We start from the raw sequence: 23,847 nt of genomic DNA, 5'->3' as shown, positions 1-23,847 counted from the left end.
CCCTGCTAAGGATATGTCACGCGGCAACTAAGTAACTCAGTCGAGTAGCTCATCCACCCTGCGTACATAGGCAGTCACCGGATACGCCGCAATGAACCCGCACGCCTCGGCGAACCGCTCCCCCGGACCCTCGTCCACCTGGGACGCGACCAGCATCGCGCCCGACGACCGCAAAGTCGCGACAGCGGACACCACCAGCGACCGCCCGACACCCCGGCGCCGCCGCGCCGGACGCACCACGCACTGCTCGACCAGACCCACACCGCGCTCGGCGAATCCCGACACGAATCCGCCGATCCGGTCGCCGTCGTCCATCACCAGGGTCGAACACCGCGGGTCGTCCAACCGATGCCCGAGCCAGCGGCCCAGCCGTTCACGGTTGCCGACGAGCTCGTCGGACAGCAGCTCGACGATCCCGGCGACGTCCGCGTCGGCCGCCGGCCGCACTCCCTCGGCCACCGAAGCAGGCCCGCGGTGGACCACGGTCAGCAACTCCTCGACCGCGTACCAGCCGGAGTCGTCGGCGATGCCCTCGATCTCGTCCACCGTGGTCGGCGACGCGTACACGACGGCCTCCGCGCGTCCCACCGCGGCGAAGGTGTGTTCGAGCTGCAGCAACGTCGACGCGACCTCGACCGACGAGCCGTCCAGGGCGCACCCGAAGTTGCCCGACGGCAGCGGGTTCTCCCGGTTGATCACCACGGCGGCGCTGCCGACCTTGCCCACCTTGCCGTACCGGACGGCACCGGACGCGAGCCGCGCTCCCTCCACCAGGATCGCGAGCGATCGGGACTGGTAGGGGTCGAGCAGCTCCGGGTCGTCCGGGTCGCGCAACGGGTCAACCAACGCGGCGGTCCTTCCACTGGGCACCTGGACGCAACGCGCAGTCCAACAGGAACACCCCAATCGTCGCCCACGACAGCGGCGCCAGCACAGCCGAGATCTCCGGCTGCCCGACCCGCCGCACGAACTCGCGGTGTGACACGGCCTGGGCGAACCACGCCAGCCACGACCACGGCGACCGCCACCGCAGCACCGGGACCAGCCCGTACGCGAGGTGCAGCAACCCCGCGACCAGCAGCAACGCGCGCCCCCACGGCCCGAACATCTCCCGGAACGCCGGCTGGATGCTCTTGCGCAACGACCGCCAGCAGTCCACGAACGTGTCGATCCCCGACGTGGTCAGCAGCATCGAGGCGTCGACGAACCGCACGACCCCGCCGGAGTCCCTGATCAACGTGCCCAGCCCCACGTCGTCGGCGTGCGTGCCCGCGAGTGCCTCCCAGCCCCCGGCGGCCTCGAAGGCGGCCCTGCGCACCAGGACGCAGTGCCCGACGGCGAGTGCCTTGGCGCCGCGACCGTCCGGCGGCGACCCCTCGAACACCAGCGTGTTGAACGCGGGCAGCAGGAACCACCAGGCGGCCCCGGTGCCGCGCCCCGACGACGACACGAGGTCCGCACCCAGTTCCGACGCCGACGCCAGCAACCGTCCCACCAGGTCCGGCGTGCAGGTCACGTCGGCGTCCACGAACAGCAACCACTCCTCGTCCCGAGCGGCCTGGACACCGAGGTGCATCGCGTGCGTCTTCCCTGCCCAGCCAGGTGCAGGACCGGACGACTCGACCACCTCGGCACCGAGAGAACGGGCAACGGCGGCCGTGGCGTCCTCCGAGGCGTCGTCGACCACCACGACACGCACACCCGGCTGGCCGGCCAGTCCGGGCAACAACCGCGGCAGCGTGGCTTCCTCGTTGCGTGCAGGCACCACGGCCAGCACGGACGCCGTCGCCGACGACGCCGACACGTCCGGTACGTGCCGCCATTGCCGCACGGTCCGCCCGGACCGCAACGCGGACAGGACCCCAGCGAGCACGCCGATCATCCCCATACGACAACCCTGGCACACTCAGCGACGTGGACCTGCCCGATCTCCCGGTGAAATCCGTTCTCCCCCAACTCCTGGAGCAGCTCCAGGAACACGGGGCGGCCGTGCTGGTCGCGCCGCCGGGAACCGGCAAGACGACGCTCGTCCCGCTGGCCCTCGAAGGCAGGGTCGTCGTCGCCGAACCACGCAGGATCGCCGCCAGAGCCGCCGCCGCGCGCATGGCGAGCCTGCTGGGCGAACCGGTCGGCCACACCGTCGGCTACTCGGTCAGGGGCGACCGCAAGACCAGCAGGCACACCCGCATCGAGGTCGTGACCAGCGGTCTTCTCGTCCGCAGGCTGCAACACGACCAAGAGCTGAAGGGCGTCGGCACGGTCCTGCTGGACGAGTGCCACGAACGCCACCTCGACGCCGATCTGCTGCTCGCGCTCCTCCTGGACGCCAAAGCGGGCCTGCGCCCGGACCTCAGACTCCTGGCCACGTCGGCGACCGTTGCCGCGCAACGACTCTCGGACCTGCTGAACGCGCCGGTCCTGCACACCGAGTCGCGCATGTTCCCGACGGAGATCACCTACGTCCCGCCCGCGCGCAACGAGCACATCGAGACCACGGTCGCGAGGGCCATCAACAAAGCACTGTCCGAAGTGGATGGTGACGTGCTCGCGTTCCTGCCCGGTGTCAGGGAGATCAACCGGACCGCGAGTCTGCTCAGGGCCGACACCGTGGTCCTGCACGGCCAGCTCAACGCCCAGACCCAGGACGCGGCCCTCAGGCCCGGCCCGAACCAGCGGGTCGTGCTCGCCACGAGCATCGCGGAGTCCAGCCTGACCGTCCCCGGCGTGCGAGCGGTCGTGGACGCCGGACTGGCCCGAGTCCCGCGAGTCGACCACCGCAGGGGTCTCGCGGGCCTCGCCACGATCCGCGTCTCCCAGGCCGTCGCCGAGCAACGCGCCGGACGTGCGGGACGTGAGGCGCCGGGCCGCGTCTACCGCTGCTGGCCCGAACACGAGCACTCGACGCTCCCCCGCTACCCGGAGCCGGAGATCAAGACCGCCGACCTGACCAGGCTCGCCCTCGAACTGGCGGTGTGGGGCACCCCGGACGGCAGCGCCCTGAACTGGTGGGACGCCCCTCCGGAGGGCGCGCTCAAGGCGGCGCAGGAGACCCTCGACGCCATCGGCGCGCTCGAACCCGGCCGCCGCGACCGCATCGCGAGCGTCGGCCTGCACCCCCGGCTCGGCCGTGCCCTCATCGACGGCAGCGCGCTCGCGGGCAACCGGACCGCCGCCGAGGTCGTGGCCCTGCTCGACGACAGCACGCACACCTCCACGAGCGACCTCGCGACCGCGCTGAAGGCACCGGGCAAGTGGCGCCAGGAAGTCAAGAAGCTGGAGAAGCTGGGCAGCAACCCGGCGGGCAACGGCGATCCCGCGCTCGTCGTCGCCCTCGCCTACCCGGAACGGCTGGCGAAACGCCGCTCCAAGAACAGCAACGTCTACCTGATGGCCAACGGCACGGCCGTCGAGCACACCGACTCGCAGTTCCAGTGGCTGGCGGTCGCGATCGCCGACCGCGAACCGGGCAGCAAGCACGGCCGCGTCCGCCTCGCCGCCCCGGCCGACGAGGAACTCGCCGTCACCGCCGCGGCGGCCCTCGTGCACACGGTCGACGACATCCGGTGGAACGGCGACGTCATCGCGAACGAGGTCCGCAAGCTCGGCGCGATCACCCTCGGCGAACGCCCGCTCAACGACCTCGCCAAGTCGCAGCAGGCACTCCGCCTCGGCCTGGAAGCCGAGGGCGTGGGCCTGCTCAAGTGGACCGATGCCGCCAATCGCCTGCGCGAGCGGATGGCGTTCCTGCACAGGACCCGCGACTGGCCGAGCGTCGACGACGAGCACCTGATCCGCGCGCTCGACCTCGGCAAGGCGAAGAAGCGCTCCGACCTGGCCAAGATCGACACCGTGGCGCTGCTGAGAAGCCTGTTGCCGTGGCCCGAAGCGGCGGAGTTCGACAAACTCGCCCCGGAACGCATCGGCCAGGGCAAGGTCGACTACACGCAGGACCAGCCCGTCCTGTCCGTCCGCATCCAGGACGCCATGAAATGGGCCGACACCCCGCAGATCGCCGGAATTCCGGTGGTGGTGCACCTGCTCTCGCCCGCCGGCCGCCCCACCGCCGTGACCAGCGACCTCAGGTCGTTCTGGCGCAACGGCTACCTGCGCGTCCGCAGTGAGCTGAAGGGCAGATATCCCAAGCACCACTGGCCGGAACGGCCTTACGACAGAAGATGAGACGAAGAATCCTGGCACGCCTCCTTGAACCATCAGGAATCGAACAGCGTTAATCTCTTCTATGGCGCACATCGCGATCTTCCTCATGCCCGAGCGGGGGCACGTCCTGCCCGCGCTCGGGGTGATCGCCGAACTCGTGCGCCGCGGCCACCGGGTGAGCTGCCCGGCGCCCACCCGGTTCGCTCCCGCCGTCACCGAGTGCGGCGCGACCGCGATCCCTTACGAGCCAACGCTTCCGGACGAACTGCCGCCGTCGCTCTACGAGGCCGCGCAGCTCGCGCTCACCGAGGCCGAGTCGGCGTTGCCCCAGTTCGAGCACACGTTCCGCGACGACCGGCCGGACCTCGTGATGTGGGACATCGCGGCCTGGTCGGGCGGCGTCATCGCGCACCGGCTGGACGTGCCGAACGTGCTGCTGGAAGTGCTCCTGACCAGCAACACGCACTGGTCGCTCGGCGCCGAGGTCGTGCCGCCGCGCCGGTTCGACCGGGCCGCGATCGGGTTCTTCACCCGGCTGCACGGCTTTCTCGGCTGCTCGCTGCCGGAGTTCGTCTCAGGCGCGAGCCGCCGGATCGCCCTGTTCCCCAGGGAGTTCCAGCCGGAGGGCCACACGTTCGGCGAGCGCGTCGCCTTCACCGGCCCCTGCCTGACCGAGCGCGGATTCCAGGGCACGTGGGAACCTCCGCCCGACCGGCCGGTGGTGCTCGCGACGACGGGCACGCAGGTGTGCGCGGACGCGGCGCGGGGAATGCCGTGGCACCTGGTCACGAAGGGCAAGGTGCTGAGTCCCGCGATGAACGTCGAGACCTGTGACGAGGTGCCGCAGCTCGCGGTGCTGAAACACGCCTGCGTGTTCGTGACGCGCGGCGGCATGGGCGGGGCGATGGAGGCGCTGCACCACGGCGTCCCGATGATCGTCGTGCCGCACACGACCGACCAGCGGCTGCACGGCCAGCGGATCGAGGAACTGGGGCTCGGTGTGCTGCTCGACACCGTGACCGTGGAGGGCGTGCGCTCGTTGGTGGATCAGCTGGCGTCGGATTCCGCGATCGCCGCGCGGGTGAAGGACATGCAACGGATGATTCACCAGGCGGGCGGCAGCAGGTTCGCCGCGGACGTGGTCGAGGAGGAACTGGCTCGGTGAGACGGATCTGGGACGACGCGGTCCGCGCGCTCGGCGGTGCGCCGGACGCGGGCGATCTGATGGAGCGCTACGCCGAGCCGCACCGGACCTACCACAACGCCTTCCACGTGGTGTCCGTCGTCCGCGACTCGTCGGCGCTGGCCGACGCGTTCGCGTTCACGGTGGAGGAGCGCGCGATCCTCGCACTGGCGGCCTGCGCGCACGACGTGATCTACGACAGCAAGCCCGGCGAGGACGAACGCGCGTCGGCCGCGTGGGCCCGCGAACGCCTGGCAGGCCTGCAAGAGGCGCACATCGCGCGCGTGGAGTCGTTGGTGCTGGCCACGACCACGCACTCGTCCGACGACCCGCTGGCGCACGTGCTGCTCGACGCCGACCTGGCCATCCTCGGCTCGCAGCCGGAGCACTACGACCGCTACAGCCAGGCCGTGCGCCAGGAGTACGCGCAGTACGACGACGCGACCTGGCGGGCGGGCCGGGCGAAGGTGCTGAAGACGCTGCTCGACCGCGAGGTGCTGTTCGTGACCGAGCCCGCACGGCAGCGGTGGGACGACGCCGCGCGGACCAACCTCGCCCGCGAGCTTCAGTCCTTGGCGTAGAGCACCTTCGCCGCCGTCGTGAAGCGCCTGACGGTCTCCGGGATCGGTTCGACGCCGATGCCCGGCACGCCCAGGAAGCCGTGGCCCTTGACCGCGTGTGTTCGCGGCACCACCTCGGCGGCCGTGACCTCGGGCGTCACCCGTGGCACGAGGTGCTGGTGCAGCACCAGTTCCGCAGCGCCGACGAACTCCGCGTGCGGAACGGCGACACCAGCGGAATCGTGACGTGCAGCAGCTCGACCCGTTCGATCCTCACCGTGGCACTTCCTCCTGGCGCACCAGTTCGTACCAGCCCTCGCGGGACATCGAGGTAGCGACGTAACCCTGTGCGAAGGCGTCCACGAACACGCCCCGGACCGCCTCCCGCCACTGCCTCGCGAGGTCGCGCGACTCCTTGCGCACCCGCACGATGTCGCGCGGCACCCGGCACCAGATGCGTTCGCCGTCCGTGCGCGCCAACGGTTCTCCGTCCGGCGCGGTCTTCGTGACCTCACCCGCGGGCACCGACTCGTGCGGTTCGCGGGACCCGGTGAGGTCCCACTGCACGGTGAGCCGGTCGCTCTCGTCGCCGTCGTTCACGCCGTCGCGCATCGGCCCGTAGAAGTCCACTGTGTACTCGATGGCGATCGCCCCGAGCTTGACCAGGTTGAACCGGGCGTTGCGCGACACCAGCGGGTCGTAGGTCCAGCGCATCGACTTCGCGCCGAGCGCGACCGCCCAGTCTCTCTGCGCGAGCTTCAACGCCTGCCCGGTTCCGTGCCGGGCGGCCGCGATCATCGAGTACACCGACCCGTCCGGGCAGAAGAGCCCGGTCGTGGCGCCGACCAGCGCGTCGCCGTCGAACGCCCCGATCGTCGCACCGCCCGCGTGCCGGACGCAGTGCAGCGTCTCCGAGGACAACACGTCCTCGGAGGTCTCCCAGACCTCGGCGTAGTACCTGGTGACGCGGGCGATGCCGGCGACGTCACTGATCACCTGGAACCGCAAGGCGTGCCTTCCTGACGCTGTACCCGAAGTAGATGACGAACCCGAGGGCCATCCAGGCGAGGAACGCGATCCACGTGTCCAGCCCGAGGCTGAACATCATGTAGACGCAGAACGCCAGGCCCAGCAACGGCGTCACGGGAGAGAACGGCACGCGGAAACTGCGCTTCCGGTACGGCTCCGTACGCCGCAGGATGATCACCGCGACGTTGACCAGACCGAACGCGAACAGCGTGCCGATGCTCGTCGCGTCCGCCAGTGACCCCAGCGGCACCATCGCGGCGAGCACGGCGATGAACAGCCCGACGACAACGGTGTTCGCGAAAGGCACCCCGGTGCGCGGGCTGAGCTTCGAGAAGATCGACGGCACCAGCCCGTCGCGCGACATGGCGTACAGGATGCGGGTCTGTCCGTAGAGGACGGTGAGCACGACCGAAGTGGTCGCCACGACAGCGCCGATCGACAGCAGGATCGGCCAGATCGCGCCGTCGACGTTGTCGGTCAGCACCCGGCTCAGCGCCGCCTCCGTGCCCTCGAACGTCTGCCACGGCATGGCGCCCACGGCGGCGAGGGCGACCGCGCAGTACAGCGCGGTGATCACGACCAGCGAGATGATGATCGCGCGCGGCAGGTCGCGCTGCGGGTTCCTGGCCTCCTCACCGGCGGTCGACGCGGCGTCGAACCCGATGTAGGAGAAGAACAACGTGGCCGCACCGGCACTCATGCCCGCCAGCCCCAGCGGGAACAGCGGCTGGAAGTTGCCCGCCTTCAACGCGGTGAACGCGACCGCGCAGAACATCAGCAGCGCACCGACCTTGATCCACACCAGGATCGTGTTCGTCCGCGCACTGCCCTTCGCGCCACCGAGCAGCACCAGCATGGAGATCACCACGACCAGCACGGCGGGAACGTTGACGATGCCGCCCGCCCCTGGCGGCTGGCTCAGCACGTCCGGAATCCGCAGGCCCGTCACCAGGTGCAGCAACTCGTTGACGTACTGCCCCCACCCGACCGCGACCGCCGCGACCGAGACCCCGTACTCCAGCACGAGGCACCAGCCGCAGACCCAGGCGACGATCTCGCCTAGGGTCGCGTAGGTGTAGGAGTACGAGGAGCCGGACGCGGGGATCAGGCCCGCGAGCTCGGCGTACGACAGCGCGGAGAACAACGCGGTGATGCCCGCCAGCACGAACGACAGCACGATGGCGGGCCCGGCGAGCGGCACCGCCTCCCCCAGCACGACGAAGATGCCGGTGCCGAGCGTGGCACCGATGCTGATCATCGTGAGGTGGCCGACACCCATGGTGCGCTTGAGCTCGCTACCTGGATGGGTCAGCTGGTCGATCGGCTTGCGCCGCAACACCCGCGCCCCGATGCGCTGTTGGTTGCTCATCAGGACAACCTAACGCCCACCTATGGATCTAGCGGCCACCAACGGGGCGGAACGTGCGGCGGTATGTGTCCGGTGGCACACCGACGGTTCGGTGGAAGTGCCGGCGCAGCGTCGTGGCGGTGCCCATCCCGGACGCCTCCGCGACCTGGTCCACGCTGTCGTCCGTCCTCTCCAGCAGTTCCTGCGCACGCCGGATCCGCTGCGTGTGCAGCCACTGCAACGGCGTGGTGCCCGTCACCGCCCGGAAGAGCCGGGCGAGGTGCCGTGAACTCATGCTGGCCTGCCGCGCCATGTCCTCGACGGTGATCGTCTGGTCGAACCGTGCCGAGACCCAGTCGAACAGCTCGGTGAGCGGATGCCCTTCCCCGGACGGCACCGGCGCCAGCACGAACTGCGCCTGCCCACCGTCCCGGTGCGGCGGCACGACGAGCCGGCGCGCCGCCGTGTTCGCCGTCGCGGTGCCGTGGTCGCTGCGGATCACGTGCAGGCTCAGGTCGATCGCCGCCGCCTTGCCCGCGCTCGTCAGCACCTGCCCGTTGTCGACGTAGAGCACGTCCGGGTCGACCTCGACGCGCGGATACCGCCGGGCCAGCTCGTCGGTGTGCGCCCAGTGCGTCGTCGCGCGCAGCCCGTCGAGCAGCCCGGCCTCGGCCAGCACGAACGCGCCCGTGCACAACGACACGATCCGCGCACCCTTGTCATGAGCAGCCTTGACGGCCTGGACGAGCGCCGGATCGAGCGGCTCCTCCAGTTCCTCGACGGCGGGCACGATCACGGTGTCCGCCCGCTCGAGCTGGTCGAGCGGCAGGTCGGGCTCCAGCGTGAACCGGCCGACGCGCACCGGCCCGTTCCCGCAGATCACGACGCGGTAGTCGAGCTGCGGAGCGGTGAAGATCTCGTACGTTGCGGTCAGCTCGAAGTGCAGCATCCCGGTGGTGACAGCGAACGCGAGCATGTCCGAAAGTGTACGCATCGTGTCGTTCCAGACACTGGCTCGGCCTCTGCCCGACGGCTTGACTGGTCCACATGGGACACAAGATCGCGGTCTACGGCGCATCCGGCACCACGGGACAGTTCGTCCTGGCAGAGCTGAAGAAACGCGGCCACGAACCGCAACCGTTCGGACGCGCCCAGGCCACCGCAGACAACCCGGCCGCCCTGGACCGCGCCCTGGAAGGGGCAGCCGCCGTGATCAACACGGCGGGCCCGTTCGCCGTCACCGCCGGCCCGCTGATCACCGCAGCCGAACGCGCCGGCATCCCGTACGTCGACGTGGCGGCCGAGATCGAAGCGAACGCCGACACGCTCGCCCGCGGCGCCTCAATCCCGGTGGTACCCGCGATGGCCTTTTTCGGCGGCCTCGCCGACCTCCTGGTCACCGCCGCGATGGCCGGCTGGGACCACGCCGACGAGGCCCACATCGCGTACGGCCTGAGCGGCTGGCAGCCCACCGCGAGCACCCTCACCGCAGGCAAGGTCTCCCGCGAACGCCGTGACGGCCAACGCGTCCGGTTCCACGACGGAAAGCTGACCTACCACAGCGACACCGCCCCGGTCCTGACTTGGGAGTTCTCAGACGGCACCCGCCAGGTGATCGGCGAGTTCTCCATGGCCGACGTCGTCACGGTGCCAAGCCACCTGCGAATCCCCTCGGTGACCAACTACATGTCAACAGAAGCGGCCACCGGCCTCCAGACCGCCCAGACGAGGCAGGAGCCGGAAACGTTCGAGGTAGACGTACGCGTGCGCAGGGCAACCGAGGAACGACGACTGACCGCCTCAGGCAAAGACATCTACGCCGTAAGCGCCCCGCTAGCCGTAGAAGCGACAGAACGCCTGCTAAGCGGCCGTTTCAACGTCACCGGAGCAGCCTCAGCGGGCAAGATGTTCGACGCCCCGGACTTCCTGAAATCCCTGGTCGACGTCATTCAGACCACAGACTGCTCTTGATGACGGGGTGGGCCGCCGATCGTCGCGAAGCGACAAGGCGGCCGGGGGTCCGGGGGCGTGCCCCCGGCGTGGGGGTCTGGGGGCTCGGCCCCCAGAGGACACCCGAGAACGAGAAAAGGCGAGTGCTGTCCACGAACAGCACTCGCCCATCGAGTGGAGGTGCCGGGAATCGAACCCGGGTCCTGTGCCGGTTCATCAGGGCTTCTCCGTGCGCAGTCCGCTGTGTCTCTGCTTGGCCCCACCTGTCACGCGAACAAGCAGGTGTGACGGGCCCAGTCGCTGTGAGTTTCCCGGGCAGTCTCCGCGACCGAGACTGCTGGTAAGCCCTCTAGCTGATGCCGGGAACTAGGCCGAAGGCACTCCTAGGCCGACAACCGCTAGCTCCGCTGTCAGGCAGCGAGAGCGTACGCGGTGCGCTTGTCGTTAGACGTGGCGCTTATTGGTTTGCGATGACGCTTAACGGTGGTCTCTCGCCTGCACCGACACGCTTCCCCTGAATCAACGTCCACAGTCGAAACCGTTCACCCCCTTGTAGTGGTACGCATAGCATAACGACTGCGGCCACCGAGTTCTTCCCGAGGCAGGTAGGGCTGTCCCCACCTCTGACCGGATGGCTGGCCAGATGGTCTCTGACCAGCGAGAACGACAGCATGGACGTCATGAGGAAACCGAACGCGCTCGCAGCCGGGTTCTACCTGCTGACCAACCTGGTGACCGGCATCTTCTGGTTCACCCTCTCCGTCGTGCTCACCGTCGTCGGCTTCGCGACCTCGATCCTCTGGGTCGGTCTGCCGATCCTGTGGTCGGCGATGGCGGTCGTGCGGGGTGGCGCGACGATGGAGCGGGCGTGGGTCAGGGCGGCGTTGCGCACGGACATCCCCAGGCCCTATCGAGAGCCACCGACCGGCACGTTGTGGGTGCGGTTCAAGGCCCAGTTCACCGATCCGGCGACGTGGCGTGATTTCGGGTACCTGCTGTTGCTGTTGCCGGTCGGCATCCTGGAATTCGCGTCCGTCGTCGCCATGTGGTCGGTCGCGGCGGCGTTCATCGCGGTGCCGTTCTGGATCGGTACGGCGCCGTTCGCGGTGATCGTGGGCGACTTCTGGACCATCGACTCGTTCGCGTCGGCGCTGCCCGTCTCGCTGATCGGCCTGGCGCTGATCCCGTTCGCGGCGCTCGGCACCCGGTGGCTCGGGTCGGTGCACGGCAAGTTCGCGCGCGGCATGCTCGGGCCGACGCGGGCCGACGCGCTGGCGATCGAGGCCGAGCGGCTGTCGTCCAGCCGGGCCCGCGGTGTCGAGGCGGCCGAGGCGGAGCGCCGGCGCATCGAGCGCGACCTGCACGACGGCGCGCAGCAACGGCTCGTGGCCGTGGCGATGGGTCTGGGCCGGGCGAAGTCCAAGCTGGACACGGATCCGGCGGCCGCGGCCGAGCTCATCGCGGAGGCGCACGCGGACGCGAAGCTCGCCATCAAGGAACTGCGGGACCTGGCGCGGGGCATCTACCCGTCCGTCCTGGGCGACCGGGGGCTCGACGCCGCGCTGTCCGCGCTCGCCGCCCGTGTGCCTATCGAGGTCGACCTGCAGGTCGACGTGGAGCCGCGGCCGCCGACGTCGGTGGAGAGCGCCGCGTACTTCACCGTCGGCGAGGCGCTCACGAACATCACCAAGCACTCCAACGGCACCAAGGCGACCGTGCGGGTCAACAGGGTGGACACGGGAGTGCTGGTCGAGGTCACCGACAACGGTCAGGGTGGCGCGGAACTGCGGCCGGGCGGCGGGCTCGCCGGGCTCGCGGACCGGGCTGCCACGATCGACGGTGTGGTTGTCGTCGTCAGCCCCGCTGGTGGGCCGACCGTGATTCGAGCGGAGTTGCCGTGCGCGTGGTGATCGCCGAGGACTCGGTGCTGCTGAGGGTGGGCGTGCAGAGGTTGCTCGCCGACGAGGGCATCGAGACCGTCGCGGCGGTGGAGAACGGTGACGACCTGCTCGACGCCGTGACCGAGCACAGGCCCGACCTGTGCGTGGTGGACGTGCGGATGCCGCCGTCGTTCACCGACGAGGGACTGCGGGCCGCCATCGAGTGCCGCCGCCGCTATCCGGGGCTGCCGGTGCTGGTGCTGTCGCAGTACGTCGAGGAGCGCTACGCCGTGGAGCTCCTCGCGGGCGGCGCGAGCGGGGTCGGTTACCTGCTCAAGGAACGGGTCGCGGACGTGAAGGAGTTCGTCGACGCGGTGCGCAGGGTCGCCGACGGCGGCACGAGCATCGACCACGAGGTGATCACGCAGCTCATGGTGCGCAGCAAGAAGAGCCCTGTAGACAAGTTGACGCCCCGCGAACGCGAGGTGCTCGGGCTGATGGCGCAGGGCCTGTCCAACACGGCCATCGCCGGCACGCTCGTCGTGTCCGACGGCGCCGTCGAGAAGCACGTCGGCAACATCTTCGCCAAGCTCGGCCTGGAGCCGTCGAACTCCGAGCACCGCCGCGTGCGGGCCGTGCTCGCCTACCTCGACAGCTGAAGCAGACGGACGCCGTTGTCGTGCAGGACCGCCTGCTCGGCGGCGGCGTCCAGGCCCCACGACCTGATGGCGTCGAGCTGCACCTCGTACGGGTACGGGATGTTCGGGAAGTCGGTGCCCAGCACCACCCGGTCCGCGAGCCCCGCGATGCGTGCCCGCCAGTCCGCGGGCAGCGGCACCATCTGCTCGGTGAACGGCGACACCGCCTCGGGAACCCGCGCCGCGAAGTCGGCCACCCACTCGTTCAGCCACGGCGCCATGCCCGGCTTGTGCGGGTAGAGCAGGGGTGCGAACGCGACGACGCCCAGCTCCCGCAGCGCGGTGAGCCGGGCGTTCTCGTCAGTGCGGTACTGGATGAACCAGTCGACACCGGATTCACGCACGCGGTCGAAGCAGGCCCAGACCTTGTCCAGGACGTTCTGCGGCATCCCGGGGTGCGGGGTGCCCCTGCGGTACTACCGAGAGCGCAGTGGTCCGCGTTGTCCGCGGACACAGCTGCCCGCGATCGAGTGGACGTGGACGTCCACCAGTGCCATCAGTAGCGACCCTTCAGGGCGCGGCCGTGCGCCTTGGCGATCTCGCGGTTCGCGTCGCGCTTCGCCAAGTCCTGCCGCTTGTCGTAGGACTTCTTGCCCTTCGCCAGCGCGATCTCGACCTTGACGTAGCCGTCCTTGAAGTACATCTGCAGCGGCACGAGCGACAGACCGGACTCCTTGGTCTTGCCGATCAGCCGCTCGATCTCCGCCTTGTGCAGCAGGAGCTTGCGCTTGCGCCGGACCTCGTGGTTCGTCCAGGTGCCCGCGACGTACTCCGGGATGTGCAGCGCGTGCAGCCAGATCTCGCCGTCGTCGACCTGGGCGAAGGCGTCCACCAGGGACGCCCGCCCCATGCGCAGGCTCTTCACCTCGGTGCCGACGAGCTGAATGCCCGCCTCGTAGGTGTCCAGAATGGACCAGTCGTGCCGAGCCTTGCGGTTCGACGCGATGACCTTCTGCCCGCGTTCCTTGACCATGACGACCAGTCTAAATGGTCCGCAAAGCTCTTAAAGCCGCACGTAGAGACGGAGTGTCACGTAGCCGGTGGTCGCCGAGATGACTATCGCGACGAGGAACAGCCAAGGCGACACGATCAGGATGTCCAGGTAACCGATCGGCGGGATGATGCCCGACTCGGTGAGGTTCCTGGTGATCCGGTCGAGGAAGAACGCCTTGAACAGCACCAGGCCGCCGACCGCGGTGACCGAGCCGATGATGCCCGCGACGACCGCCTCGATGAGGAACGGCAGCTGCGTGTACCACCGCGTCGCGCCCACCAGTCGCATGATGCCGACCTCGACGCGGCGGGTGAACGCCGACACCTGGATGGTGTTCGAGATCAGCAGCAGCGCGGCGAACGCCTGGATGAGCGCCAGGATCAGGGCGACGTCACGCATGCCGTTGAGGCCCTCGAAGAACCGCTCCAGGAACTTGCCCTGGTCGTCGACGCCCTTCACACCGGGCTTGCCCTCGAAGGCCTGCTTGATGACGTCGGTGCGCTCCGGGTCCTCGAGCTTCACGCGGAACGTGGCCGGGATGGCTTCGGGACGCGCGAGCTTGAGCAGTTCCGGCTGGGCCTCGAAGATGCGCTTGAAGCGCTCGAAGCCCTCGTCCCGGTTCTGGTACACCACGGACTCGACGCCGGAGGTCGCCTCCAGGTTGGAACGCAGGCCCGCGCACGGCTGCTGGGTGCAGTCCTTGTCGTTGGCGCTGACGTCGTTCGTCAGCAGCACGGAGACCTCGAGCTTGCCCGCGTAGTTGGCCTGCATCTTGTCGACCATGCGGACGACGAGCAGGCCACCGCCGAGCAGCCCGAGCGAGATGGCGGTCGTGAGGATCATCGCGATCGTCATCGTGACGTTCCGGCGAAGTCCGGTGATGACCTCGCTGAACACGAAGCTGGTACGCATCGGGGGCGGGGTTCCTTGGGGTTCGGGGGCTTAGGGACGCTTAGCGGCCAACGCCGTAAACGCCGCGCGCGTCATCACGGACGACCTTGCCGTACGAGAGCTCCACCACTCGGCGGCGCATCGAGTCGACGATGCCGTGGTCGTGGGTGGCCATGATGACGGTCGTGCCGGTGCGGTTGATCCGCTCCAGCAGCAACATGATGTCCTGGCTCGTGTCGGGGTCCAGGTTTCCGGTGGGCTCGTCGGCGATCAGCACCAGCGGGCGGTTCACGAACGCACGGGCGATCGCGACGCGCTGCTGCTCACCACCGGACAGCTCGGTCGGGAACCTGTCCTCCTTGCCGTCGAGACCCACCAGCTGCAGCACCTCCGGCACCACCTTGACGATGGTGTTGCGGGGCTTGCCGATGACCTCGAGCGCGAAGGCGACGTTCTCCGCGACCGTCTTCGTGGGCAGAAGACGGAAGTCCTGGAACACGCAGCCGATCGACTGCCGCAGGCGGGGGACCCTGCGTCGCGACATCTTGGCGACGTCGAAGTTGGAGACGTAGACGCGTCCCCTGGTCGGCACCTCTTCGCGCAGCAGCAGGCGCAGGAACGTCGACTTGCCGGACCCGGAGGGCCCGATCAGGAAGACGAACTCGCCCTTCTCCATCTCGACGGACACGTCGTCGAGCGCAGGACGCGTGGAGGTCTTGTAGACCTTGGAAACGTGTTCGAGACGAATCACGAGGCGCGAGTCTACTCATGGCCGGGGTAAAGCCCCCGTTCCGGTTAACTTCCAGCCCCGGAAGGGCGGTCGCAACCTCGACGCGGCGTATCCGACCAGGCACGACCCGTTCACGAAAAGAGCACGTCCGCCCCTCGTTCGGGGCTGAACGTGCTCTCGGACTCAGATCAGGGCTACGCCTGCTGGGACTGCTTGCGCCACCGGATGCCGGCCTCGAGGAAGTCGTCGATCTCCCCGTCGAGCACCGCGGACGGGTTGCCGACCTCGTGCTCGGTGCGCAGGTCCTTGACCATCTGGTACGGGTGCAGCACGTAGGAGCGCATCTGGTTGCCCCAGCTGGAGCCGGAGTCCTTCAGCGCGTCCATCTTGGCCTGCTCCTCCTGCCGGCGGCGCTCGAGCAGCTTCGCCTGCAGGACGTTCATGGCCGTGGCCTTGTTCTGCAGCTGCGAGCGCTCGTTCTGGCAGGACACCACGATGCCGGTCGGGATGTGCGTGAGGCGCACCGCCGAGTCCGTCGTGTTGACGCCCTGGCCGCCGGGGCCGGACGAGCGGTACACGTCGACGCGCAGGTCCTTCTCGTCGATCTCGACGTGGTCGGTCTGCTCGACGACGGGCACGACCTCGACGCCGGCGAACGACGTCTGGCGGCGGCCCTGGTTGTCGAACGGCGAAATGCGCACGAGGCGGTGCGTGCCCTGCTCGACGCTCAGCGTGCCGTAGGCGTAGGGGGCGCTGACGCGGAAGGTGGCGGACTTGATGCCGGCCTCTTCGGCGTAGGACGTGTCGAACACGTCGACGCCGTAGTTGTGGCGCTCGGCCCAGCGCGAGTACATGCGCAGCAGCATCTCGGCGAAGTCCGCGGCGTCGACGCCACCGGCCTCGGCCCGGATGGTGATCAGCGCGTTGCGCTCGTCGTACTCGCCGGACAGGAGCGTGCGCACCTCGAGGCTCGCGATCTCGTCGCGCAGCTTGACGCGGTCGTTGTCCGCGTCGGCCAGGGCGTCCGCGTCCTCGGCCTCCTCCGCGAGCTCGTAGAGCAGGGGGAGGTCGTCGAGGCGCTGACGCAGGCCGGTGACGCGGCGCAGCTCGCCCTGCTTGTGGGAGAGCTGGCTGGTGACCTTCTGCGCCTTCTCCTGGTCGTCCCAGAGGTCAGGGCGGGTCGCCTGCGCCTCCAGGTCCGCGACAGCGGCACGCAGCGCATCGAGGTCCAGCACCGCCTCGATGCTCGAAAGGGTGGCGGAGAGGTCCTTGATGTCTGCTTCGACGTCCGGGTTCACGCAAAAAGATTACGCCAGCACCGGTCGTCAGTCGCGACCGGTGCGTGCTGGCGCTCTCTTCTAGGCGGTCGGAATCGCGTCGAGCAGCTTGAGAACGGCCTTCGCGTGGGCGAGACCGAACTCGGCCACCGCCTTGGCGTAGGGGTCCTCCGCCGTCTTAGCCGCGCTCTTCGCGCTCTCCTGTTCCTGACCGTACGTCGAACGTGCGGTCGTGATCAGGGACTCGCGCTGCTTCGCGGTCAGCGAGCCGGCGTGCACCAGGCGCAGGATGAGCGGGCTGCGCAGGTGGTCCGGGCCCGGCTCGGACAGCAGCCAGTTCTTGAAGGCCTTCTTGCCCGCGGCAGTCAGCACGTACTGCTGGCTGGACCGCGGTCCCTGCTTGCCGAGGCGCAGCAGGCCCTGGTCAGCCAGCGCGGGCAGCTCGCGGTACACCTGGCTGCGGGTGACGCTGAAGAACGCGCCGAAGCGGTCTCCTGCCTCCGCAACCAACTGGCCACCGGTCTTGGGTCCGTCGTGCAGCAGCCCGAGCAGGGCGGCTGCGGTCGCATTCAGGTCTGACACAACGACAACGTTCCCACGTCTGGGGGAAGCTGTCCACAATGGTCAGCCGTTCTGTCCACAGTGGCTGATCACCGGGCTAGTCTGATGGGCCATGCGGAGCAACGAAAAGTCTCGCTGAGTAAGCGGCAGTTTTCGAGCCTCACGCGTTTGGCCTCTTGACCGTCTGTGTCCATCCCGGATGGAAAAGTCCTTTCGCAGAAACGAAAGTCCCCCGCCCTCACTCGATCGGCGGTACGACTCTCACCGGCCGGAGCCACCCGAATGGACGGTCAGGGGGCCGACGTCGCACGACCTGGTGATGTCCGCTCAGACCTCTTTCCTACGCCCGGCATTCGAGGAAAATGATCATTGCCAGGCAGGCGCGGTTGAACACGGAGGTCGGGGACCATGATGAACCTGAACTTGAAGTGGCTGGACCACAAGAAGGTGGCGGCGCACACGAGGGCGTGGGTCACGGGAGGCATCCCGGAGCAGGCGGGCAAGGACGAGTGCATGGTGTGCGGCAAACAGATCCGCAAGCACCGCACCGTCAACGGCGAGGGCCGCATCTGCTCCAGCATGCTGTGTGCCCAGTACTGGGCGGAGAACATGACCTGAAAGGTCCGCACCCCAGAACAACGCAGAAGGCCGGAGCCACTTGGCTCCGGCCTTCTGTCTAATCTAGTAGCGGGGACAGGATTTGAACCTGCGACCTCTGGGTTATGAGCCCAGCGAGCTACCGAGCTGCTCCACCCCGCGCCGCTTCTAGCTTGTCTTGCCGTGTTGCTGTCTTGCTGTTGTAAGGAGAACTCTACACCCTCCGAAAACCCCTTTTCACCCACCCCCCTTAAGCGCCATTTCCGCAGGTCAGCCGTCCACAACCCCATCCAGTTCGACTAACACGCCGACCCCCGTCCGAACGGCTGACCCGTCAACCGAGAGCAAGCCATCCACACAACCGGATTGCCCCCACCGATATCAAAGACGAGGCGACCAAGCGCAAGGTGTTTTGTTCAGCCGATGCCGAAGGCAAGGCCAGGAAACCCGACCTGGGGGTGGCCTGCCGATGCCGAAGGCAAGGCAGGCGGGGGTCCGGGGGCTTGCCCCCGGGGTGGGGTTTGGGGGCTCCGCCCCCAATGCAATGCGAAAAAGCCCTGTTCGCGTATTCCGCGAACAGGGCTCTCCCAGCTTTGTAGCGGGGACAGGATTTGAACCTGCGACCTCTGGGTTATGAGCCCAGCGAGCTACCGAGCTGCTCCACCCCGCGTCGGTAATTGGAACTCTACGCGGGGCGGAGCGGATAAAGCAAATCGGTAGGTCAGCCGGACGGTGTGGGGCTCGGCACAACCGACGACTGGCCGGTAGGCGGCGCCGCGGGCGCCCCGGTGTTGTACTGCTTGAACCTCTTCGTGGCGTCGTCCAGCTTGGCGTACGCCTGGCCGAGCTCGGTGAAGTTGCTGCTCTGCTGGGCCCTCTTGATGTCGGCCAGTGCGGCGTCGATGTCGCTGACCGCCTTCTGCAGCTCGGGGCTCAGCGCGCTGTTGGTGGGCGGTGTGGTCGGCGGCGTGGAGGTCTGGCCGTTGCCGTTGTTGTCGCTGGGCGGCGGCACGACCGCGCCGGCACCGCTGAGCACCTGGTCCAGCGCCTCGTTCAGCGTGGACGCGTAGCCGACCCGGTCGCCGTACCAGACGAGCACCTTGGACAGCTGCGGGTACGACGTGTTGTTCGACGCCCGCTCGATGTAGACGGGTTCGACGTAGAGCAGCGCTCCGCCCACGGGCAGGGTGAGCAGGTTGCCGTAGACGACCGTCGTCTTCTGCTGGGTCAGCAGGTTGAGCTCGCGGCTGACGTTGTCCGACGTGAGGAACTGCGTCTGGATCTGCTGCGGGCCCTTCGCGTCCTGGCTGAGTTGCAGGACGCTGATCTTCCCGTAGTTGTCCGGATCGGATCCGACCGAGACGTGGGCCGCCATGAACTCCCGGTTCTCGCGGACGAGCGGGCTGGTCAGCTGGAAGCGGACCTTGCTCGGGTCGCTCGGGTCACCGGCGAGGACGTAGAACGGCGGCTGGGCGTCACGGCGCTTGCTCGCCGCGTCGCGCTGGGCGTCGGCCGTCGTCACGTTGTCGATCGTCGGGTCCTGCGGCGGCGCCCAGTAGGCGACACCGGAGTAGAAGTCCGACGGCGACGAGACGTGGTACTTCGACAGGATCTGCCGCTGCACCTTGAACAGGTCCTCGGGGTAGCGGAAGTGCTGGCGCAGCTCGTTGGAGATCTCGCTGCCCGGCTTCACCGTGTTCGGGAAGACGCCCATCCACGCCTTGAGGACCGGGTCCTTGTCGTCGATCTGGTACAGGCTCACCGTGCCGTCGTAGGCGTCCACAGTGGCCTTGACCGAGTTGCGGATGTAGTTGACGGGCTTGTTGACCTGCGAGATGACGACGCCGTCCGCGGTGAGCGAGTCGTTCGTCGCGTCACCGAGCTGCGTGCGCTGCGCGTACGGGTAGTTCTCGAGCGTGGTGTATCCGTCGACGATCCACGTGATGCGGCCGTTGACGACGGCCGGGTACGGGTCGCTGTCCACCGTGAGCCACGGGGCGACGGCCTGCACGCGGTCGCGCGGCGTGCGCTTGAACAGGATCTTCGAGTCGTCCGCGATCGACTGGTTGAAGAGGATGTTGCGCTCGCCGTAGTACGCCGCGAAGGCGAGCTTGTTGAACAGGCTGCCGATCGGGACGCCACCGGCACCGGTGTAGGTGTAGGACTTGGCGTCCGTGTCGTACTCCGCCGCCGAGCCGGCCGGGCGGCCGCCGACGATCGAGTAGTCGTTCACGCCGAACAGCTCGCCGAAGTAGGTGCGGGGCTGGTCGACCTTGATGCCGTTCGGCACGTTGCCGACGTCGCCGTTGGACTTGACCTCACCGGTCTTGAAGTCCGGGTAGCCGCCGTTGGACTCGTCGGCGACCGCGTTCACCTTGTTCGCCTCGGCGTAGACGAAGCCGTTGCCGTGCGTGTAGATGAGGTGCTGGTTGATCCAGTCGCGCTGGCCCTGCGGCAGGCTGTCGAGCTTGAGCTCGCGCACCGCGACGATGTAGTCGCGGAGCTTTCCGTCCACTGTGTACCGGTCGACGTCGAGCTTGTTCGGGAAGCCGTAGAACGGCCGCAGCTGCTGGAACTGCGTGAAGGTGCGCGAGAGCACCGCCGGGTCGAGCAGGCGGATGTTGCCCAGCGTCGCCGCGTCGTTGGTCTTGACCTGGTCGTTGGTGACGTTCTGCTTGCCCTCGTAGGGCTTCGTCTCGACCTTGTCGTCCGTCAGCCCGAACGACTGCCGTGTCGCCGCGATGTTGCGGGTGATCGACTCGGCTTCCTTCTGGATGGCGTTCGGCTTGACCGAGAACTGCTCCAGCACCGCGGGCCACGCCGCACCGACGAGCACGCTCGACAGCACCAGCAGGACGGTCGCGATGGCGGGCAGCTGCACGTTGCGCATGAACGCGCCCGCGAAGAAGGCGACGGCGCAGAACACGGCGATGCACAGCAGGATCAGCTTGGCCGGCAGCACCGCGTTGAGGTCGGTGTAGCTGGCGCCGACGAACTTCTCGTTCTCGTGCAGCAGCAGCGAGTACCGGTCGAAGAAGTACGCGACGGCCTTGAGCAGCACGAACGTGCCGGCGACGAGCGCCAGGTGCAGCCGCGCGGGGCCCGAGAGCTGGCCGCCGCGACCGGCCAGCCGGATGCCGCCGAACAGGTAGTGCGCGATGACCGCGCCGATGAACGAGACGGCGGTCGTGATGAACAGCCACGACAGCAGCCACTCGTAGAACGGCAGCTGGAACGCGTAGAAGCCGATGTCGTGCCCGAACTGCGGGTCGGTCACGCCGAACGGCTGGGAGTTCAAGAACAGCTGGATCTGCTGCCAGTCGGCCTGCGCCGACGCGCCCGCGATCAGCCCGACGAACACGGGGATGCCGATCGCGAAGAACCGCACCCGCCCCATCACGACGGTGCGGTAGCGCGCCACCGGGTCATCGGGCCCGGACACCGGCACGAACACCGGCCGGGCCCGGTACGCGAGGAAGAGGTTCAGTGCGACGACACCGCCGACCACGGCCCCGACGGCCACGAACAGCGCCAGGCGGGTGAGCAGGACGGTGCTGTAGACGTCGCGGAATTTCACCTCGCCGAACCACAGCCAGTTCACGTAGGTGTCGAGCAGCCGCGATCCCGTGATGAGACCGAACAGGAGCACTACACCCACGATGAGCAGTATTCGGCTGCGCCGGGACAGTTTCGGCAGTCCGACCGGAGGCCGTGTGGCCACGAGGCACGCTCCTGGATCGCGGTAAATCGATACGTACGTTTAGTCCAACTCTACGGACGACGCCCTGGGTTCCCGTGAAGTCCGCAGTCTTACGATGACACGCGTGTCAGCGAGTGAAACGCCAGCGGTCATCCTCCCGACGGTCGCCCGCGAGGTTGAGGAGTTCGTAGCGGCAGGCGGCTGGGAGCAGCCTCCGCAGCTCTTCGCCCTAGTGGCCACCTCAGACCTGCTGAAGCAGCAACCGGAGCTGCGGGACCAGCTCGACCCGGAGTCGAGCCCGCTGACCCCGATCGCCCAGGACGAGCTCTCGGGCGACCTGGGCGACGCGCTCGCGGGCATCGAGTGGCCCCCGGCCGTGACCGGGTGCGCACTGGCCCAGGAGATCGTCGTCCTGCCGCCGGAGGCCGAGACGGAACTGAGCCACGGCGAACTGGACGACGAGGCGGCCCGCCGCTTCGCCGCCGAACACCCCGCCCGCCGCGAGGCGCGCCTGGTGGCGGCGGTGCTGCGCGACGGCTCCGTCTCCTGCGTGCTGAGGCTGCGCGGGACGGTCGAGGTGCCAGAGGAGTTCGTCGAGCACCCCGAACTGGCGCCCAACCTCACCGACGCCCTGCTCGCCACGCTGCGGCCCTAGTCGTCACCTGTCCAGGCTGGCACAACCCCGGCACCTGATCGCGCCGGGGTTGATGTCGTTGCCTGATGTTCGCGGCAAGCGGACAGCGACGACCGCCGCCGACGCGGTCAAGCCGGCCGCCCCGGTGGGATCGACGCGCGTTCGCCGATCTTGTCGGACCCTCTGAGTACGTTGAGATGTAGGGGTTCCCAGCTCAGGGGTACCCCTGCGAAAGCGTGCGCGGACGTCTGCGAAAGCGTGCGCCGCCGTCCGCGGAAGCGTGCGCCGCCGTCCGCGGCGGTCGATGACCACCTGGCACCGAGACCTCGCCAGCCGGCGACGTGCGCGCCAGCTGGCGACGTGCGCACCGATCACCGGCGTGAAGCATCTGGACCGCGGGCGGCGACCACTCCGCAGCGCGCCGTCAACGGCGTCGACCAGACGTCGCTGCCACCCCGGACCCGCGCTGGCCGCGGCCACAGCGGGCCGCAGCCACGACTTCAGCTGGTGCCGGCGAACGCCACCGGTCCACGGGCCGACCGGGTCAGCAGCCCGGCGTGTCCTTGCCGGCGTTGAGCGCCTCCAGCGACGACACGGCGTCCGTCAGGTTCGTAACTTTGATCAACTTGAGGTCGGGCGGCGCCTGCTGCTTCGCGTCCGTGCAGTTGTCGGCGGGCACGAGGAACGCCGTCGCGCCCGCTTCCTTCGCGGCGACCATCTTGAACGCGATGCCGCCGATGGGCTTCACGGTGCCGTCGCCGGTGATCTCGCCGGTGCCCGCGATGGACTTGCCGCCGTTGAGCTCGCCCGGCGTCAGCTTGTCGACGATCGCCAGCGCGAAGATCAGCCCGGCCGAGGGGCCGCCCACGTCGGAGAGGCTGATCTTGATCTTGAACGGCACGTCGGCGCGGTCGACCGGCGAGATGCCGATGAAGCCCGCCGGGCGGCCGTCGTCGCGGGTGCCGAGCGTGAGCTGGGTCGACTGGAAGGTGCCGTCCTTCTCGAACGCCACCTCGATGCGGTCGCCGGGCTTGGTGTTCTCCAGCGCGCCGCTCACGTCGGCGGCGCTCTGCACCTGCTTGCCGTTGACCGAGATGATGCGGGCGCCGAGCGGGATGACGTTCTCCGCCGGACTGCCCTTGGTGACCTGGTTCGCGATCACCATGCCCGGATACTTGAGGTAGTTCAGGGCCGCGACCTCGGCGGCGGTCTGCGACTCGCTGAACGCGCGCTCGTTGTTCTCCTGGACCTGCTGCTCCGACTCGCCGGGCTTGAAGAACTCCTCGCGCGGCGCCAGGGCGTAGCGGCCGGACAGCCACAGGCCCAGGGCGCCGAACAGCGACACGTCGTCTGTGAGCGAGACCGTCGTCATGCGCAGGGTCCCCTTGGTGGGGAAGGTGTCCTGGCCCTCGACCGACACCACGTCGGCGTCCTTCACCTGGCCGAGCACGTCGTAGGTCGGGCCGGGGCCCAGCGCGACGTACGGGACTCTGGCGAAACCGCCGAGCAGTCCGAGTGCCGCCACCACTAGGAAGCTGACGATCAGCGTCCACGTCCGGCGGGTCAGTCCGCGTTCCCTCGGCGGGGGCGCGGGCGGGGGTGCGGTCGTGACGGTTTCACTCACGGCTGAACAGCGTACGACCATGTCTGTCCGCGT

22 protein-coding genes, 2 tRNA genes and 1 other RNA gene are annotated in these 23,847 nt (G+C 68.6%); 8 read left to right on the top strand and 17 right to left on the bottom strand.

Annotation, left to right across the window (positions count from 1 at the left end; all coding sequences use genetic code 11):
- Window positions 1-36: 36 nt before the first annotated feature.
- On the bottom strand, window positions 37-846 hold the full coding sequence (locus AB0M48_RS44050) for a GNAT family N-acetyltransferase (RefSeq protein WP_363854854.1): 810 nt from the start codon (window positions 844-846) through the stop codon (window positions 37-39).
- Window positions 839-1,888 (bottom strand): glycosyltransferase family 2 protein, encoded by a 1,050-nt coding sequence (locus tag AB0M48_RS44045; protein ID WP_363854851.1) that lies wholly within the window; start codon window positions 1,886-1,888, stop codon window positions 839-841. Before AB0M48_RS44045 ends, AB0M48_RS44050 begins: the two co-directional genes overlap by 8 nt.
- Before the next feature lie 26 nt (window positions 1,889-1,914).
- Between AB0M48_RS44045 and hrpB the strand changes: the two genes are divergently transcribed.
- The 3 genes from hrpB to AB0M48_RS44030 all read left to right on the top strand — a co-directional run bounded on the left by hrpB (window position 1,915) and on the right by AB0M48_RS44030 (window position 5,922).
- On the top strand, window positions 1,915-4,179 hold the full coding sequence (hrpB, locus tag AB0M48_RS44040; protein ID WP_363854848.1) for an ATP-dependent helicase HrpB: 2,265 nt from the start codon (window positions 1,915-1,917) through the stop codon (window positions 4,177-4,179).
- Window positions 4,180-4,240: 61 nt separating this feature from the next.
- Window positions 4,241-5,323 carry a nucleotide disphospho-sugar-binding domain-containing protein gene (locus tag AB0M48_RS44035; RefSeq protein WP_363854846.1) on the top strand — a complete coding sequence of 361 codons (1,083 nt, stop codon included), beginning with the start codon at window positions 4,241-4,243 and terminating at the stop codon, window positions 5,321-5,323.
- Entirely contained in the window at window positions 5,320-5,922 is a 603-nt protein-coding gene (locus AB0M48_RS44030; RefSeq protein ID WP_363854843.1) for a hypothetical protein, read from the top strand. The genes AB0M48_RS44035 and AB0M48_RS44030 overlap by 4 nt, the downstream gene beginning before the upstream one ends.
- On the opposite strand, the gene AB0M48_RS44025 is transcribed toward AB0M48_RS44030, so the two are convergent.
- The 4 genes from AB0M48_RS44025 to AB0M48_RS44010 all read right to left on the bottom strand — a co-directional run bounded on the left by AB0M48_RS44025 (window position 5,907) and on the right by AB0M48_RS44010 (window position 9,272).
- Entirely contained in the window at window positions 5,907-6,062 is a 156-nt protein-coding gene (locus AB0M48_RS44025) for a hypothetical protein (protein ID WP_363854840.1), read from the bottom strand. The genes AB0M48_RS44030 and AB0M48_RS44025 overlap by 16 nt on opposite strands.
- 112 nt (window positions 6,063-6,174) lie before the next feature.
- A complete protein-coding gene (locus tag AB0M48_RS44020) occupies window positions 6,175-6,909 on the bottom strand; it encodes a hypothetical protein (RefSeq protein WP_363854837.1) in 735 nt (244 codons plus the stop codon).
- Window positions 6,887-8,299, bottom strand: a complete 1,413-nt coding sequence (locus tag AB0M48_RS44015) for an amino acid permease (RefSeq protein ID WP_363854833.1) — start codon at window positions 8,297-8,299, stop codon at window positions 6,887-6,889. Before AB0M48_RS44015 ends, AB0M48_RS44020 begins: the two co-directional genes overlap by 23 nt.
- 28 nt (window positions 8,300-8,327) lie before the next feature.
- Window positions 8,328-9,272: a helix-turn-helix domain-containing protein gene (locus AB0M48_RS44010; protein ID WP_363854830.1), complete on the bottom strand. Its 945-nt coding sequence runs from the start codon at window positions 9,270-9,272 to the stop codon at window positions 8,328-8,330.
- Window positions 9,273-9,325: 53 nt separating this feature from the next.
- On the opposite strand from AB0M48_RS44010, the gene AB0M48_RS44005 reads away from it, so the two are divergent.
- Window positions 9,326-10,249 (top strand): saccharopine dehydrogenase, encoded by a 924-nt coding sequence (locus AB0M48_RS44005; RefSeq protein WP_363854827.1) that lies wholly within the window; start codon window positions 9,326-9,328, stop codon window positions 10,247-10,249.
- A gap of 151 nt (window positions 10,250-10,400) precedes the next feature.
- On the opposite strand, the gene ssrA is transcribed toward AB0M48_RS44005, so the two are convergent.
- Window positions 10,401-10,778, bottom strand: a transfer-messenger RNA (tmRNA) gene (gene ssrA, locus AB0M48_RS44000).
- 130 nt (window positions 10,779-10,908) lie between these two features.
- Between ssrA and AB0M48_RS43995 the strand changes: the two genes are divergently transcribed.
- On the top strand, window positions 10,909-12,138 hold the full coding sequence (locus tag AB0M48_RS43995; protein WP_363854824.1) for a sensor domain-containing protein: 1,230 nt from the start codon (window positions 10,909-10,911) through the stop codon (window positions 12,136-12,138).
- Window positions 12,126-12,767 (top strand): response regulator transcription factor, encoded by a 642-nt coding sequence (locus AB0M48_RS43990; RefSeq protein ID WP_170176439.1) that lies wholly within the window; start codon window positions 12,126-12,128, stop codon window positions 12,765-12,767. The genes AB0M48_RS43995 and AB0M48_RS43990 overlap by 13 nt, the downstream gene beginning before the upstream one ends.
- On the opposite strand, the gene AB0M48_RS43985 is transcribed toward AB0M48_RS43990, so the two are convergent.
- From AB0M48_RS43985 to AB0M48_RS43960, 6 genes are all read right to left on the bottom strand, one after another.
- The gene (locus AB0M48_RS43985; protein WP_363854820.1) at window positions 12,752-13,195 is read right to left on the bottom strand and encodes a hypothetical protein; all 444 of its coding nucleotides are present in this window, start codon (window positions 13,193-13,195) and stop codon (window positions 12,752-12,754) included. The genes AB0M48_RS43990 and AB0M48_RS43985 overlap by 16 nt on opposite strands.
- A gap of 107 nt (window positions 13,196-13,302) precedes the next feature.
- Window positions 13,303-13,779 (bottom strand): SsrA-binding protein SmpB, encoded by a 477-nt coding sequence (smpB, locus tag AB0M48_RS43980; RefSeq protein ID WP_189160483.1) that lies wholly within the window; start codon window positions 13,777-13,779, stop codon window positions 13,303-13,305.
- A gap of 30 nt (window positions 13,780-13,809) precedes the next feature.
- Window positions 13,810-14,712, bottom strand: a complete 903-nt coding sequence (ftsX, locus tag AB0M48_RS43975) for a permease-like cell division protein FtsX (protein ID WP_030481520.1) — start codon at window positions 14,710-14,712, stop codon at window positions 13,810-13,812.
- A gap of 40 nt (window positions 14,713-14,752) precedes the next feature.
- On the bottom strand, window positions 14,753-15,442 hold the full coding sequence (gene ftsE / locus AB0M48_RS43970; protein WP_030470385.1) for a cell division ATP-binding protein FtsE: 690 nt from the start codon (window positions 15,440-15,442) through the stop codon (window positions 14,753-14,755).
- A gap of 173 nt (window positions 15,443-15,615) precedes the next feature.
- The gene (gene prfB, locus AB0M48_RS43965; RefSeq protein WP_090098595.1) at window positions 15,616-16,719 is read right to left on the bottom strand and encodes a peptide chain release factor 2; all 1,104 of its coding nucleotides are present in this window, start codon (window positions 16,717-16,719) and stop codon (window positions 15,616-15,618) included.
- 60 nt (window positions 16,720-16,779) lie between these two features.
- Window positions 16,780-17,280: a helix-turn-helix transcriptional regulator gene (locus tag AB0M48_RS43960; protein ID WP_030470382.1), complete on the bottom strand. Its 501-nt coding sequence runs from the start codon at window positions 17,278-17,280 to the stop codon at window positions 16,780-16,782.
- A gap of 390 nt (window positions 17,281-17,670) precedes the next feature.
- On the opposite strand from AB0M48_RS43960, the gene AB0M48_RS43955 reads away from it, so the two are divergent.
- The gene (locus AB0M48_RS43955) at window positions 17,671-17,877 is read left to right on the top strand and encodes a hypothetical protein (protein WP_363854813.1); all 207 of its coding nucleotides are present in this window, start codon (window positions 17,671-17,673) and stop codon (window positions 17,875-17,877) included.
- Between the two features lie 67 nt (window positions 17,878-17,944).
- Here AB0M48_RS43955 and AB0M48_RS43950 read toward each other — a convergent pair.
- The 3 genes from AB0M48_RS43950 to AB0M48_RS43940 all read right to left on the bottom strand — a co-directional run bounded on the left by AB0M48_RS43950 (window position 17,945) and on the right by AB0M48_RS43940 (window position 21,577).
- Window positions 17,945-18,018 (bottom strand) — tRNA-Met (locus AB0M48_RS43950).
- Between the two features lie 434 nt (window positions 18,019-18,452).
- Window positions 18,453-18,526 (bottom strand) — tRNA-Met (locus AB0M48_RS43945).
- Window positions 18,527-18,577: 51 nt separating this feature from the next.
- The gene (locus AB0M48_RS43940; RefSeq protein ID WP_363854810.1) at window positions 18,578-21,577 is read right to left on the bottom strand and encodes a UPF0182 family protein; all 3,000 of its coding nucleotides are present in this window, start codon (window positions 21,575-21,577) and stop codon (window positions 18,578-18,580) included.
- A gap of 94 nt (window positions 21,578-21,671) precedes the next feature.
- On the opposite strand from AB0M48_RS43940, the gene AB0M48_RS43935 reads away from it, so the two are divergent.
- Window positions 21,672-22,211, top strand: coding sequence for a PPA1309 family protein (locus tag AB0M48_RS43935; RefSeq protein ID WP_363854808.1), 540 nt, complete (start codon window positions 21,672-21,674; stop codon window positions 22,209-22,211).
- Window positions 22,212-22,734: 523 nt separating this feature from the next.
- On the opposite strand, the gene AB0M48_RS43930 is transcribed toward AB0M48_RS43935, so the two are convergent.
- Entirely contained in the window at window positions 22,735-23,814 is a 1,080-nt protein-coding gene (locus AB0M48_RS43930; protein WP_363854805.1) for a PDZ domain-containing protein, read from the bottom strand.
- Window positions 23,815-23,847 lie beyond the last annotated feature (33 nt).

It is taken from the genome of Lentzea sp. NPDC051208, from assembly GCF_040682435.1.
Classification (GTDB): Bacteria; Actinomycetota; Actinomycetes; order Mycobacteriales; family Pseudonocardiaceae; genus Lentzea; species Lentzea kristufekii.
This window is presented reverse-complemented; position numbering and strand designations above follow the sequence as displayed.

Bases quoted from the DNA above. Each gene is read 5' to 3' on its own strand.
- AB0M48_RS44045 (WP_363854851.1), bottom strand. From the start codon at position 1,888: ATGGGGATGATCGGCGTGCTCGCTGGGGTCCTGTCCGCGTTGCGGTCC.
- AB0M48_RS44035 (WP_363854846.1), top strand. From the start codon at position 4,241: ATGGCGCACATCGCGATCTTCCTCATGCCCGAGCGGGGGCACGTCCTG.
- AB0M48_RS44015 (WP_363854833.1), bottom strand. From the start codon at position 8,299: ATGAGCAACCAACAGCGCATCGGGGCGCGGGTGTTGCGGCGCAAGCCG.
- AB0M48_RS44010 (WP_363854830.1), bottom strand. From the start codon at position 9,272: ATGCGTACACTTTCGGACATGCTCGCGTTCGCTGTCACCACCGGGATG.
- AB0M48_RS44005 (WP_363854827.1), top strand. From the start codon at position 9,326: ATGGGACACAAGATCGCGGTCTACGGCGCATCCGGCACCACGGGACAG.
- AB0M48_RS43995 (WP_363854824.1), top strand. From the start codon at position 10,909: ATGAGGAAACCGAACGCGCTCGCAGCCGGGTTCTACCTGCTGACCAAC.
- AB0M48_RS43985 (WP_363854820.1), bottom strand. From the start codon at position 13,195: ATGCCGCAGAACGTCCTGGACAAGGTCTGGGCCTGCTTCGACCGCGTG.
- smpB (WP_189160483.1), bottom strand. From the start codon at position 13,779: ATGGTCAAGGAACGCGGGCAGAAGGTCATCGCGTCGAACCGCAAGGCT.
- ftsX (WP_030481520.1), bottom strand. From the start codon at position 14,712: ATGCGTACCAGCTTCGTGTTCAGCGAGGTCATCACCGGACTTCGCCGG.
- AB0M48_RS43955 (WP_363854813.1), top strand. From the start codon at position 17,671: ATGAACCTGAACTTGAAGTGGCTGGACCACAAGAAGGTGGCGGCGCAC.
- AB0M48_RS43935 (WP_363854808.1), top strand. From the start codon at position 21,672: ATGACACGCGTGTCAGCGAGTGAAACGCCAGCGGTCATCCTCCCGACG.